The sequence below is a fragment of the Ureibacillus manganicus DSM 26584 genome (assembly GCF_000772945.1).
GTDB classification, from domain to species: Bacteria; Bacillota; Bacilli; order Bacillales_A; family Planococcaceae; genus Ureibacillus; species Ureibacillus manganicus.
The window spans coordinates 1-13,794 of sequence record NZ_JPVN01000044.1 but is presented as its reverse complement, the minus strand read 5'-3'; the positions used below and the strand labels follow the sequence as shown (position 1 = coordinate 13,794).

12 protein-coding genes are annotated in these 13,794 nt (G+C 33.8%); 2 read left to right on the top strand and 10 right to left on the bottom strand.

Annotation, left to right across the window (positions count from 1 at the left end; genetic code table 11):
• Positions 1 to 80: 80 nt before the first annotated feature.
• On the bottom strand, positions 81 to 1,166 hold the full coding sequence (locus CD29_RS18700; RefSeq protein WP_036190376.1) for a bifunctional 3-deoxy-7-phosphoheptulonate synthase/chorismate mutase: 1,086 nt from the start codon (positions 1,164 to 1,166) through the stop codon (positions 81 to 83).
• Positions 1,167 to 1,338: 172 nt separating this feature from the next.
• Here CD29_RS18700 and pilM point away from each other — a divergent pair, with 172 nt between their 5' ends.
• Positions 1,339 to 3,480, top strand: a complete 2,142-nt coding sequence (gene pilM, locus CD29_RS18695) for a pilus assembly protein PilM (RefSeq protein WP_036190374.1) — start codon at positions 1,339 to 1,341, stop codon at positions 3,478 to 3,480.
• 66 nt (positions 3,481 to 3,546) lie between these two features.
• On the opposite strand, the gene CD29_RS18690 is transcribed toward pilM, so the two are convergent.
• From CD29_RS18690 to CD29_RS18650, 9 genes are all read right to left on the bottom strand, one after another.
• Entirely contained in the window at positions 3,547 to 4,011 is a 465-nt protein-coding gene (locus CD29_RS18690) for a YtxH domain-containing protein (protein ID WP_036190372.1), read from the bottom strand.
• Positions 4,012 to 4,064: 53 nt separating this feature from the next.
• Complete coding sequence (locus CD29_RS18685) at positions 4,065 to 4,484, bottom strand: DUF948 domain-containing protein (RefSeq protein ID WP_036190371.1); 420 nt, start codon at positions 4,482 to 4,484, stop codon at positions 4,065 to 4,067.
• Positions 4,485 to 4,627: 143 nt separating this feature from the next.
• Complete coding sequence (gene murC, locus CD29_RS18680) at positions 4,628 to 5,929, bottom strand: UDP-N-acetylmuramate--L-alanine ligase (RefSeq protein ID WP_036190370.1); 1,302 nt, start codon at positions 5,927 to 5,929, stop codon at positions 4,628 to 4,630.
• Between the two features lie 325 nt (positions 5,930 to 6,254).
• On the bottom strand, positions 6,255 to 9,053 hold the full coding sequence (locus tag CD29_RS18675; protein ID WP_036190368.1) for a DNA translocase FtsK: 2,799 nt from the start codon (positions 9,051 to 9,053) through the stop codon (positions 6,255 to 6,257).
• A 252-nt stretch (positions 9,054 to 9,305) separates the two neighbouring features.
• A complete protein-coding gene (gene ytpR / locus CD29_RS18670; protein WP_036190366.1) occupies positions 9,306 to 9,923 on the bottom strand; it encodes a YtpR family tRNA-binding protein in 618 nt (205 codons plus the stop codon).
• Positions 9,920 to 10,735, bottom strand: coding sequence for a DUF1444 family protein (locus CD29_RS18665; RefSeq protein ID WP_036190364.1), 816 nt, complete (start codon positions 10,733 to 10,735; stop codon positions 9,920 to 9,922). The genes ytpR and CD29_RS18665 overlap by 4 nt, the downstream gene beginning before the upstream one ends.
• A 125-nt stretch (positions 10,736 to 10,860) precedes the next feature.
• Complete coding sequence (locus tag CD29_RS18660; RefSeq protein WP_088322214.1) at positions 10,861 to 11,352, bottom strand: hypothetical protein; 492 nt, start codon at positions 11,350 to 11,352, stop codon at positions 10,861 to 10,863.
• A gap of 97 nt (positions 11,353 to 11,449) precedes the next feature.
• Entirely contained in the window at positions 11,450 to 11,971 is a 522-nt protein-coding gene (locus CD29_RS18655) for a DUF84 family protein (RefSeq protein ID WP_036190360.1), read from the bottom strand.
• Positions 11,972 to 12,060: 89 nt separating this feature from the next.
• Complete coding sequence (locus tag CD29_RS18650; protein WP_036190358.1) at positions 12,061 to 13,140, bottom strand: M42 family metallopeptidase; 1,080 nt, start codon at positions 13,138 to 13,140, stop codon at positions 12,061 to 12,063.
• A 232-nt stretch (positions 13,141 to 13,372) separates the two neighbouring features.
• Here CD29_RS18650 and CD29_RS18645 point away from each other — a divergent pair, with 232 nt between their 5' ends.
• Positions 13,373 to 13,687: a peptidase M4 gene (locus CD29_RS18645; protein ID WP_036190356.1), complete on the top strand. Its 315-nt coding sequence runs from the start codon at positions 13,373 to 13,375 to the stop codon at positions 13,685 to 13,687.
• The last annotated feature ends 107 nt before the right edge of the window (positions 13,688 to 13,794 follow it).

Below are 13,794 nucleotides of genomic sequence, written 5' to 3'. Positions count from 1 at the left end.
ATCCTGTGCTGTTATTGCACATGGTGCAACTGCCCGTCGCACATAAAAAATCCGACCAGTAAATACCGGTCAGATTTCTTTTATGCTTTAAACTCGTATTGTTTCATGAACTTTTGAAGTTCTATATAAAATTGGTCAAATTCTGGGATATCCATTTGTTGTTGTTGATCAGATAATGCAACTGAAGGATCTGGATGAACTTCAGCCATTACGCCATCTGCACCTATTGCAATTGCAGCCTTTGCACATGGTAATAATAAATCACGACGACCAGTTGAATGTGTTACGTCAACAAATACTGGTAAGTGTGTTTCTTGTTTTAAAATTGGAACAGCAGAAATATCTAACGTATTACGTGTTGCTTTTTCATAAGTTCGAATTCCGCGTTCACATAACATAATATTTTCATTGCCCTTAGACATAATGTATTCTGCTGCATGGATAAATTCGTCAATTGTTGCTGCTAAACCGCGTTTTAATAGAACTGGTTTATTTGTTTCACCAACAGCTTTTAATAATTCAAAGTTTTGCATATTACGAGCACCAATTTGAATAACATCAACATAATCTAATGCTTCTTCGATATGAGCTGGCGTTACGATTTCTGTTACTACAGCTAAACCGTGTTCTTGGGATACGCGTTTAAGGATTTTTAATCCTTCTAATCCTAATCCTTGGAAGTCGTATGGAGAAGTACGTGGTTTGTATGCACCACCACGAATGAACTTAAGACCTTTTGCACTAATAGACTCAGCAACTTTCGCAGTTTGTTCATATGATTCTACTGAACATGGACCGAAGATAAACGATGGACCACCTGCTCCTACTGTTTCACCATTAATTTCAATGACAGTATCTTCTGACTTTTTCTTACGTGAAACAAGTAATTCTTTCTTTTTATCTGCCTCTAATTGTTTTAATGCAGTTTTGAAGATTTGTTTAAAAATAAAATCGACTGTCATTTGATTTAACGGGCCTTTATTATGTTCTTTTAACAAATCTAACATATGACGTTCACGAAGAGGATCGTATCGGTTTACCCCTTGTTTACCTTTAATTTTTCCAATTTCATTTACAACCTCTGCTCGTTCATTAACTAAACGTAAAATCTCTAAATTCAGTCCGTCAATCTGCTTACGAAGTGCATCTAAATTTTGTTCGTTCAATTTCTTTTCTCCTCTCCCTTGTACCGAACTCTTTCAGAAGTATGAAATGTATGATACATTTTTAAATAATAACATTATTATAATCAAAGTATATTAAATTGTCACGCATTTTAATTTAGCGATTCAACTCGCTAAAGTGTTTAGTGAACTATAAGAAAAGGAAGCGGTTGCAATGTCTTCAAAACTTTTCGCATTAGATATTGGTACAAGATCCGTTGTTGGGATTATCTTAGAGGAAGAAAATAACCATTTTCATGTTGCTGATATTCTTATGAAAGAACATAAAGAAAGAGCAATGGTTGATGGTCAAATACATAATGTGCTCTATGTAGCAGAACTTATTAAATCAATTAAAAACGAGTTAGAACAAACGCACGGACCACTTACGAAAGTCAGTGTTGCTGCTGCAGGTCGAGCCCTTAAAACAGAACAAGCTAGTGTGACGATAAATATTAAAAATCGTCCCATCTTTACAGAAGAAGATATTAACCGATTAGAATTGCAAGCTGTTCAGCAAGCACAAGCCCAATTAGTACAACAAAGTGAAGGTAATGAGATACAACATTATTATTGTGTTGGATATTCTGTACTATATTACAAACTTGATGGTGAAGAAATCGGTAGCCTTGTCGATCAACGTGGGAATGATGCAACAGTAGAAGTTATCGCTACATTTTTACCACGCGTAGTCGTTGAATCATTAATCGCTGCATTAAAAAGGGCCGACTTAGAAATGGAAGCGATGACGTTAGAACCAATTGCAGCCATTAATGTTTTAATCCCTCCAAGTATGCGTCGATTAAATGTTGCACTTGTTGATATTGGAGCAGGCACATCCGATATTGCCATTACTAACGATGGGACAATTGTAGCATATGGAATGGTACCTGTAGCTGGGGATGAAATCACTGAGTCTTTAAGCGATCATTATTTACTAGATTTCCCCGTTGCTGAATACACGAAGCGCCAACTAAACACAGAGTCAACAATCATTATTAAAGATATTTTAGGTTTTGACCAGGAAATTCTACAAGATGAAGTATTACAAGCGATTCATCCATCCATTCAACATCTTACACAATCAATCGGAAACGAGATTTTAAGACTAAATAATCAACGACCTCCAAAAGCAGTTATGTTAGTTGGAGGAGGTAGCCTAACCCCAAATATTACAAAGGAATTATGTAAGGTTTTACATCTACCTGAAAATAGAGTCGCTGTTCGTGGACTTGATGCAATTCAAAATTTAACAAAAGCTAAAGCTATCTCTGATTCTCCAGAACTTGTTACACCAATAGGGATTGCCATTGCAGCAAAAAAAGCACCCATTCAATATATGACGGTTACAGTAAATGAACAAATTGTTCGTCTTTTTGAAATGAAGGATATGACAGTTACTGATGCATTTCTAGCAGCGAATATACAAGCAAAACAGCTTTATGGGAAACCCGGGATAGGGATGAGTGTCACTGTTAATGGACAAGTCATTTTTATACCTGGAGAGCATGGAAGTCTTGCAACAATTTTTGTAAATGACGAAATTGCAACTGCCAAAACAATTATTAAACACGGAGATCAAATTATACTAGAAGAAGGGCAAAACGGGAAAGATGCTTCTGCTAAAGTTCGAGACATAATTGACGATGCATTAGTCAAAAAAATAATAATACAAGGTCAACCCTTTACAGTTCAACCAAAAGTGTTATTAAATGGGATTCAAACTAATTTAGATGTCGTACTTAAAGATCGAGATGAGTTACTTATTGAGACTGTAGATACAATTGAAGATTTACTACATTTATATAATAAAGAACTAATAAATCAATTAAATTCTTTTGTTGTTTATGTGGACGGAAAGCCATTGTATTTAACTGAATACACTTCAATGCTCTATATTAATGGTAAACCTGGTAAACTTAATTATCCTTTTTACGATGGTGACGAAGTGTATATTGAAAAATCTGCCTTACCAACAGCACAGAACATTGCAGATCATTTAAACGTAAGATTAGAAGAAAAAATATTAGTTAAGTTTCAAAATGAAGAATTACAACTAAAAAGAACTAATCACGAGGTTTATGTAAACGGAACTTTGAACCAATCAACTTCAGTCATTTTTAATGGTGCAACGATACAATTTAAACAAAAAGAATCCACTCAAAAATGGATTTTCCAAGATGTTTTCCGTAATGCTAATTGGCAATTACCACCACATTTTAAAGGTCAATTTACAATACTAAGAAATGGTACTCCAGCAACTTTTGAAACTGAAATATTTGGTGGCGATATTTTAGAAATCATTTTAACAGATTAATGGAATGTAAGTAAAAGGGTTACACCCTAGTGAGAAAGCTTTCTCACAGGATGTAACCCTTTTTTATTAGATTGAAGAAGGTTTTGATGCATCAGAAATTTCAATGCCCTCAATTTCATTTTCAAGTAATTCGATAGGTTCTTCACCTTCAGCAGATACTGTACCATCATAAAATACTGTAGGAACTTTTGTTGTTTTAGATTTTACTTTATCGACTAAGTTGACTGATTGCTCTTTTAATTGGTTTGAAAGTTGAACTGTTTTTTCTTTAGCTGTACTAGAGAATTCTACGCCTTTATCACGAATTGTAATTGCTTGACTAGCAACATCATTTCGTAAATCTCTTCCTGTTTTTGGTGCTAATAATAAGCCTGCCGCAGCTCCAACCATACCACCAATAAGAGCGCCAATAATGAAATCTTTCATATTAATTGTCTCCTCTCTGTAAATTGGATCAATTGATACGCTATTTTGTAGTGGTAAATTCGTATGATTTTTTACTTCATTGTAGTTTGGTTTTTCAGTTGTCATTTTTCCCCAACCCCTTTAAATTATTTTATAGTAGAAACAGACCTTTGATGTTATTACTTAGTTGTTTTACGTTGTTTCCACTTATCAGCTAATTCAATCGCAACGTTCCCCCATTGAACAACTTGAGCTATTTTTTCTTCATTTTTTTCAACTTCTGTTGAAATTGTCGTTGAGATTTTATTTATAGAATTATTTAAGCCATTTACAGAAGTTCCGATATTTTTAACAGCATCTACAACTGTATTTAATTTTTCGGATTTATCTGCAATATCATCAGCCAAAGTATTTGTTTTTTCAAGCAATGAAGTTGTTTCACGCGTGATCCCTTCCATTTGCTTTTCGATTCCAGCCGCAGTTCCTGCAATACTGTTTAGTATATTTTTTAGTGAAAATAAAGTTCTACCTATACTGATACACAAAATAAGAAACGCAATTGCTGCAATTAAAGCTGCAATGTATAAAATGACGATCATGCTATAAACCTCCTGTAGCTTATAAGTATATTATTTCGACAAAATTGAATGAATACCTTTAAACTTTTGAAAAAACAGCCTACCTTTTTCGATAAGCTGTCATTTTTCATCTAATTTAAGTACAAAGTATCTTTGGCCTTAATCTAGATTTTTAATATTTCTTCAAATGCTTCTTGAAACTTATGAACATCTCCTGCACCCATAAATAAGAACACTGCATTGTCATACTTTTTTAACTCAGTGACAGAATCCTGTTGTAGGATTTCGCTACCGTCAATTAGATTTTTCAAATCATTTATTGTTAAATTTCCACTCTTTTCACGAGCTGAACTAAAAATATCGCATAAGTAAATTGCATCAGCTTGACTTAAACTATCCGCAAAATCCTGTAAAAATGCTTCTGTTCGACTAAATGTATGCGGTTGGAATACTGCAACAAGTTTCTTATCTGGATATTTCTGACGAGCAGACTGTACCGTTGCTCTAATTTCAGTTGGGTGATGTGCATAGTCATCTACAAGTACATTGTTACCAATTTTCGTTTCAGTAAACCGTCTTTTTACTCCAGAATAAGTAGTTAGTCTTTCCTGTACTAAATCAGCAGGAATTTCTTCATAATGTGAAAGCGCAATAACTGATAAAGAATTTAATACATTATGATCACCAAATAAAGGAATCGTAAAAGTACTGTAGAATTCATTACGTACATAAACCTCGAATGTAGTTCCTTCTGTTGTTTTAATAACGTTTCTAGCTGCAAAATCATTTTGAGCCCCAAAACCATAATAAACAACTGGGACCTTTGCTTGGATTTTTTGTAAATAATCATCATCACCACATGCAATGATCGCCTTTTTCACTTGTAACGCCAATTGTTGGAATGCATTATAAACATCTTCTATGTCCGTAAAGTAATCTGGATGGTCAAAATCAATATTGGTCATCACTGCATAATCTGGCTGATATGCTAAAAAATGACGTCGATATTCACAAGCCTCCATTACAAAAAATGATGCATCGTGTTTACCTGAACCTGTTCCATCACCAATTAAAAAAGAGGTTGGCATGTATCCACCGATCACATGGCTCATTAACCCTGTTGTAGAAGTTTTTCCATGTGCACCTGTAATAGCAATAGACGTGTATTTTTTAATATAATCCCCTAAAAACTTATGGTAGCGAATAACTTCAAGGCCCAATTCTTTTGCTCGAACAATTTCCGGATGATCATCTGGATAAGCATTTCCTAGGATGACGGTCATCCCTGGCTTAATATTATTAGGATCAAAATCTAAAATTGTTATTTGCCGATCTCTTAATGGTTTTTCTGTGAAATAATAGGTTTGAAAATCCGAACCTTGTACTTGTTCACCTGAGTCAAATAATATTTGGGCTAATGAACTCATTCCCGAACCTTTAATACCTGTAAAATGATAAAATGTCATACTGAAAACCTCCCGGGATACTAAATAATTTGACCCCTATGATGAACTTTTATTAAATGCGAGTAATTTCAAAAATCATTACTATAAAGTGAACTTTCTTTGTATGGGGTACTAGCAAATGTTTAATAATTAGCAGACTTCATGGGGATAAAGATTTTGTAGTCTGCTTCCCCTCTAATTGCTTAAAATAAACCTTTACCATTATAGCACTAAACTGGTAAAACATTAAACATTCATCTACCTTTAGTTTACCTGTAATTCCCCAGAATTATTAAACACATTTTCCCCTTTTTGAAAAAATAGAGAGGGGCTTATATCCCTCTCATTAATTAAACATTGAATTTAAATCAGATTCTGTTATAAATACTTCTCTTGGCTTACTTCCCCGCTGTTCAGAAATAAAACCGTTTTTCTCAAGCAGATCCATCATACGTGCAGCACGATTATAACCGATCTGATAATTACGTTGAATTGAAGATGTTGAAGCTGTCCCTTGTTCATAAACGAAACGGCAAACTTCTTCAAAAAGTTCGTCATATTCTTCAACAATTTCTGCCTTCTTCAGTAATTCTTCATGTTCAAACATATAATTAGGTACTCCTTGACTTCGAACGTGATCAATAATTTCTTCAATTTCATCATCCGTTACAAAAGTCCCTTGAATACGAATCGGAGCACTCATCCCATTACCTAAGTACAGCATATCTCCCCGACCTAATAAACGTTCTGCACCTTGACTGTCTAAAATCGTTCTTGAGTCTATTTGAGAAGATACCGCAAATGCAATACGAGTTGGGATATTTGATTTTATCAAACCAGTAATTACATCTACAGATGGTCTTTGTGTAGCAACTATTAGATGAATTCCACAAGCTCTTGCTTTTTGAGCAATACGTGCAATGGATTCTTCAACATCGCTAGGTGCCATCATCATTAAATCAGCTAATTCATCAATAACAATTAAAATATATGGCAATTTATTTTTATTGCCATTCTTTTCTGCTTGTTTGTTATATCTAGATAAATCACGAACTCCTACATGAGCAAATAATTGATAGCGTCTTTCCATTTCTTCCACAGCCCATTTTAGTGCAGCAGTTGCTGTTTTCACATCAGTAATAACCGGGCTTACTAAATGAGGAATATTATTAAAAGGTGCTAGCTCAACTACTTTTGGATCTATTAACATCAATTTCAACTCATGAGGGTCTGCTTTATACAATAAACTTACTAAAATTGAATTAATACATACAGATTTACCAGAACCAGTTGCACCTGCGATTAAACCATGTGGCATTTTACGTAAATCAATAGTAATAGGTTTACCTGTCAAATCGAGACCAAGAGCTGCTTCTAAAGGTGAATCCGAACTAGTAAATGTATCCGTACGAATAACCTCAGATAGACGAACTGCTCTTGAAATTCGGTTTGGTATCTCGATTCCAATGGAACTTTTCCCTGGTATTGGCGCTTGAATTCGAATATCTTTTGCTGCTAACGCAAGCTTTAAATCATCGGACAAGTTTTTTATTTTACTTACTTTGGTTCCATGACCAACAGTAATTTCAAACTGTGTAACAGCCGGACCTTGAACAATAGATTCTACTTGAGCACTTACTTGGAAATGTGACAATGATTCTACTAAATTGTCAGCCTGGGATTCCATCCATTCAATGTCCTCTGTTTTTCCTTCAGGTGGTATTAAAAAATCAAAGGTTGGCTTTTCATACTCTTGGTAAACAGGAGATGTCTCTTTTTCATCTTCCTGCGGTAATTCTTTTTCCTCTGAAAGTGTCTGATTAACTGGATTAGCTTTATGTTGAATTGGTGTTGGAACAGTCCCAAAAAAGAGTGTTTCTTTCAATTTCAATTTTTCTTTATCTGACTTTAGCATCAATACATTAAAAGGTAATTTACTGCCCGATGATATTTTATTATTTTCGTCGGCATCATTATGAATGTTTTGTTTTTCTTCTACCTTATTCAAGGTGTCGCCCAAAATTTCATCCTTGTAGTCATTTGCATTGCTTTCATCAAACAATTGATGATTTGTACTGTCTACGAACTCCTCAGATTCAGAATCTTCTTCAGGATCAGCACCTACCAAATCATCAATTTCTTCTGATTCTTCGTTGAAATCAGTATTTAAATCCTCGATATCTTCCTCTGCATCCAATTCAATGTTAAAATCCTCGACAACTTCTTCATAGATATCTTCGTCTTCATAAATGTCATCCGTAAAATCGTCTATATTGGATGATTCAAAATTTTGAGCTTCGTCATCGAAAATATTTTCATTATTTTCGACAAATGTGTCATTTATTAATAACTCTTGAGTTGCTAATTGTTGGACTAGTAACTGACTGTTTGTATCCTCATACTCATGTTCATTTGTATTGTTTAACAAATCCTTACTAATAAATGGATCAGGCTTAGTTTGTATAGTACTCATATTCAATTCATTGTCCGAAATAACTGTACTTGCTACTTCTATTTGAGCTAATTCTGATTCCTCTTTTGCTATTTTAATAGATTGCAAATTTGAGATAGAATCATTTTTTTGTTCTATTTTTTTATCTAACAATTGATTAATCGGACTTGGCTTTTTAAAACCATGAACCGGTGATGGAACTTGTGTTGGCACAAATCTACTACGGATAATTGTTTGAGTTTCTTCTTTTTCAATTTCTTTTTTTTGTTTACTCGTTTTTTGATAATCATTTGATAACGTTTTTTGTTTAATAGGCTGCTTTTTTTCCACGCTATGCTTTCTTACATTTTTCCCTTTGCCATTTCTTCTTTGTTCTAATAACTCTCGAATACCAGATACTTCTACATCATATACGATATTACTTTGTACGTGGTTATGGTTATTATTTTGTACATGATTGTAGTTCTCTGATTCGTATGCTCTATTTATTTTGTCATTACTGATGTGTTTGTTGTCATGTTTAAAGTGATCCAATTCATCATCAGCAATCATTGGAAAACGAAAAGAACGTTGCTTGTTTGATTCATCAGGTGACTCTTGGATTAAGTCATTGTCATTGTATTGAACATCTTCTTCTACATATTCGGTTTCATCATTAAATAATCTATTAAATCTCTTTTTAAACCAGCTCATAATATATCACTCTCTTCTAGTACCTAACGTTTCTATTATATGATAATAATTTGAATAATAGTGTTTATAATTTACTTTTATGTATTATTACTCATAGACAAATATGACTAAATTCATAAAAAAATTGTATAGCCAATTGTTCCATTTTCCATCTATGCCAAAGCATAACATATTAATATTTCAATATGATAACAATGTTAGAACAAATTATAAAAAAAAATGCTAGAGATATAATCTCTAGCAATTATTAGTTTATAGAGTAGTAGGAGTGACAAATGGTGAACCAACTTCTGTATTTTCATCGAGAACTAAAATTCCTTTTGCACTTGGTGCATTTGGAATTGCTAGTTCTTTCGCTGAACAAAGCATTCCTTCTGAAGCTACACCACGTAGTTCCGAGTGTTTAATCACTAACCCCGATGGCATTACTGCGCCAATTTTTGCTACGACCACTTTTTGGCCTGCTTCCACGTTCGGTGCACCACATACAATTTGTAGTGTTTCGTCTCCAACGTTTACTTTGCAAACACTTAATTTATCAGCATCTGGATGTTTTTCTTTTTCTGCAACAAATCCAACGACAAATTTTGGTGAGAAGTCTACATCTAGTGAAATATCCACTTTATTTTCCGCCATTGCTTTTTCAATTTTTCCAATAATTTCTGGAGTTACTTCCACATTACCTTGTGCCTCTATCTCTAAATACTTACTTGCATTAAATAAATTAAATGCTTTAACTTCCTTTGTCGCTTCTTCTTTTAGAATTGCAAAATCACCAATACGCTCTACTTCCGTTTTTACAATAGGTTCAGTAGCTAGTTGTACTAATAAAACGTCGCCTACAAAAGGTTTATTGTAAGAAATAATCATTTTTCATCTTGCTCCTTATTTGCTTTGTTTTTTGCTAGTATAAAAATTGGCTCAAATTCTCCATCTTCATAGATAAAGGATAATGAAGTTATTGGAACCATGCCAACCGTAAAGAAATGCATCGTCATTTGTGCTAATACATCATACCCAACTTCATTTCGTATGTCACCGATAATTAGTACGTCTTGGTGCGGGACTGAAACCGTCATATCCCCTTCAATTTTTGTACTCATTTCTTTTAAGAATGTATCGTTTAAAATACGACTTGCATCATAACCATCGTTTTCATTTAGAAAATAAAATATATTTCCAGCAACCTCATCTTTTTTCGTTGTTGTTGGTAATTTTTTCACTGAAAAACGAGCCGCTTCACGGATTTGTGTTTCAGTTACATTTAATTTTTCTACTATTTTTTCATCAATGATTCGATACGTATTACCTAAATCCAACGCATAATATATACGGGTTTCTGCGGTATGCTCTGTTGTTATAAACGGAGATCCCTCATTAGATTTTAGTGGGAATGAAGTAGATCGAATTATTGGGTAAACATTGGCTAGTTCAAAAATGCCTTCGTTAACTTCTTTCTTCATCGCTTCAAATGTTTGTTCTATTGTGTAAACAACCTCTTCAATTGCTTTCTCCTTAATCGTATGATATTTTGCTAAAATATCCGATAGATGAATGGTCATTCCTTGTTTCAATGTTTTATGTTCAATTCTTAGGTCGTCTTTTTCACTGTCAAAATGAAAGTTAAATTGATCAGCACCTAATTGATCTGTTAATTTTTTTACTAGTTCATGTGATTTCAATTTACTTCTCACCCCAATTTTAACAAAAAATTAAGAGTTGTCCCGCCTGCAAACTGTGAGACAACTCCATGACGCCATAATTCTTATGACGTACATTACGCAAATATCATCATATCACAATGTAGTTAGAAAGATACAGACTGAACTATTTGCATCATTTCTTGTAATATGATATCAATATTTTTTGCAGATGATAACGTCGATATTTTAACTCCACCGCTATTAACAATTAATTCGTAATTTTCTTCATCATTTTGTAATATTGCAGCAAATCCAAACGTATCATTCATTTCAAAGGTTTTTTCTTCAACAATTTCTTTTGCTTGATTCTGCTTAAATAAATCATATAATAATCTACTATTTTTTTGTTCATTCGGATTCACAAATAAGATAAACTGATGATTGTCTTTTTTAACTAAGTAATTTGATTCGTCTTCACTTTCCTCAATTGTATATCCTGTCGGTATATATACTTTAATTTTACCGATTTCACTATTTGTTTCTAGCGGCCCTTCATTAAATGCTGTCTCGACATTCGCCATACCCATCTCAATTTGTTCTTCTACTGGTTTTCCACAACCAGCTAATAATAAGAGTAGCAATATTGTCGTTAGCATTAGCAACGAATACTTTCTCACTATTTTTCCTCACTTTCTCAAGCTCAAGATTAAAGTTCATAGTGTATCTAAAATTATATTAAAGTACTTTATAGATTTATTCGTGTTCTTTCTTAAACTGGTATTGACCAATAAGTAACTTTACAATATGCTCAAACATTTCCGTTCTATCTACTAAATTAGCCGTAAAGACTCCGATTGCCCCTTTATTGTGTCGAATTCCTTTTTCGTTTGTATAAGTATCCATAACTGGTCCAAGTTCTTTCCCAGAACGAATCTCATTTGCTATTTGTTCAGGTAACAAAAATAATGCACCAGCCGCAGTAATGACTGTACCGTCTTTTAATGCAAGCGCTCCCCAGTTACAGCAATACATGTTACCTTCAATCGTTCTTACCCCGCCCTCTAGACCAAAATTCAATTCTGCTCCAGATGTGTGTAAAGCATTTAATGCACGATTAATTGCACCTTGTCTCGTTTCTTCATCTGAGTATGGTTGTTCGGATACATTAGAAGGTACATTTAACTGTATGTATTCAACTTGTTCAAAATAATTGTTTACTATATTTGTAATAGCAGCATTCTTTGCTCTATTTTTTGTTCCAATTGATACTAGCATTATGTTCATCTCCAAAATTTATACATTAATAGACACATATATTTAGACGATAAAAAATGAAAAAAAGATGCCAAATGGCACCTTCTACTTTACACATTTGAATGGATAGAATCAACTGTTGAGCGGTCTACTGATTTCACTAGTTTTACAAGTAGTTCTTTTGCTGCTGCATAATCATCTACATGAATAATTGATGCTGCTGTATGAATATACCTTGAACATATTCCAATTACAGCACTCGGTATACCGCTATTTGACATGTGTACACGACCAGCATCAGTACCGCCCCCTGCTGAAACGAAGAATTGGTAAGGGATATTATTTGACTCTGCAGTATCAAGTACAAATTCACGCATTCCACGATGTGTGATCATTGTACGGTCGAAAATACGAACAAGAGCGCCATTACCAAGTTGACCAAATTGTGTTTTATCACCTGTAGTATCATTTGCAGGTGATGCATCTAGTGCAAAGAAAAGATCTGGTTGGATCATATTAGCAGAAACTTGTGCGCCTCTTAGCCCTACTTCTTCCATAACATTTGCACCTGAATATAAATGATTTGCTAATTTTTCGTCTTTTAATTCTTTTAATAATTCGATTGCAAGTCCACAGCCATATCTGTTATCCCAAGATTTTGCCATAATTTTTTTCGGATTTGCCATTGGAGTAAACGGACAAACAGGAATGATCGATTGACCTGGTTGAATACCTAATTCTTTTGCATGTTCTTTACTATCTGCACCTATATCGATTAACAAGTTTTTAATATCTGTTGGTTTGGAACGTTCTTGTTCTGTTAATAAATGAGGCGGGACACTTGCGATTACACCTGGAATTTCTTGGTTTTTTGTATAAACAGTTACTCTTTGGGCTTGTAATACTTGGTTTGACCAGCCGCCTAATGGTTGGAATCGAAGCATCCCATTCTCAGTAATACTTGTTACCATAAATGCTACTTCATCCATGTGGCCTGCTACTAATATTTTCGGAGCATTTGAATCTTCTGATTTTCTTACACCAAAAATACCACCTAAATGGTCTTGAATAACTTCATCTGAATATTTTTCTAATTCTGAACGCATAAATTTTCTTACTGCATGTTCATTACCAGGAGCTCCAGGTAATTCCGTTAATGTTTTAAATAATTCTAAAGTTTCACTATTCAATCGAAGAACACTCCCTACCATATGTAAACTTGTTCTCTATTTTAGCACATCTGGTGAGATATTCCATATAATTACTACTGTATCCAAGTTAAAAAAATAAAAATTAATGTAGTATTTGATGCATGTTTTCCATCTGTTTTGCCTAATATGATTTTGAATAAATGCAAATAACAAACAAGACGAAATGTAAAATTAATGATAAAATTAGGAATATTGTAAAGGAGGATGGCATTTGAAACTACGTGATTTTTTAATAGGTGTTGCAACTGGACTTGCAGCTGCAATCATTATAAAAGAAACATCTGAAAGAATTTCACCATTTGTTCCTGCGAATCAAGTATTAAATAATGTGAAATCAGAATTTAAAAGAGAGTCATCCATTGATGGCTCATGGATCTATATGAAGACAGAAGATTTTTATAATGGTATTACAACAATCCCTGTTTATAAAGGTGGCATTTCAAGAGTACATGATGGCGAACTGGAATCCTTCGAGTTTGCAGCAGATGCTCGTACAGGAGTAATTGTGGATTTGAAGAAAATTTAGATTTAGCTGAGACTCGGTTTTAGATGTTAATATATCAGTCCTGTCAGATCTGCCTGTCGAGGACTGTATTTTTGATTTTTCCTATTTTCTGTCCTCGAGACCGCTTG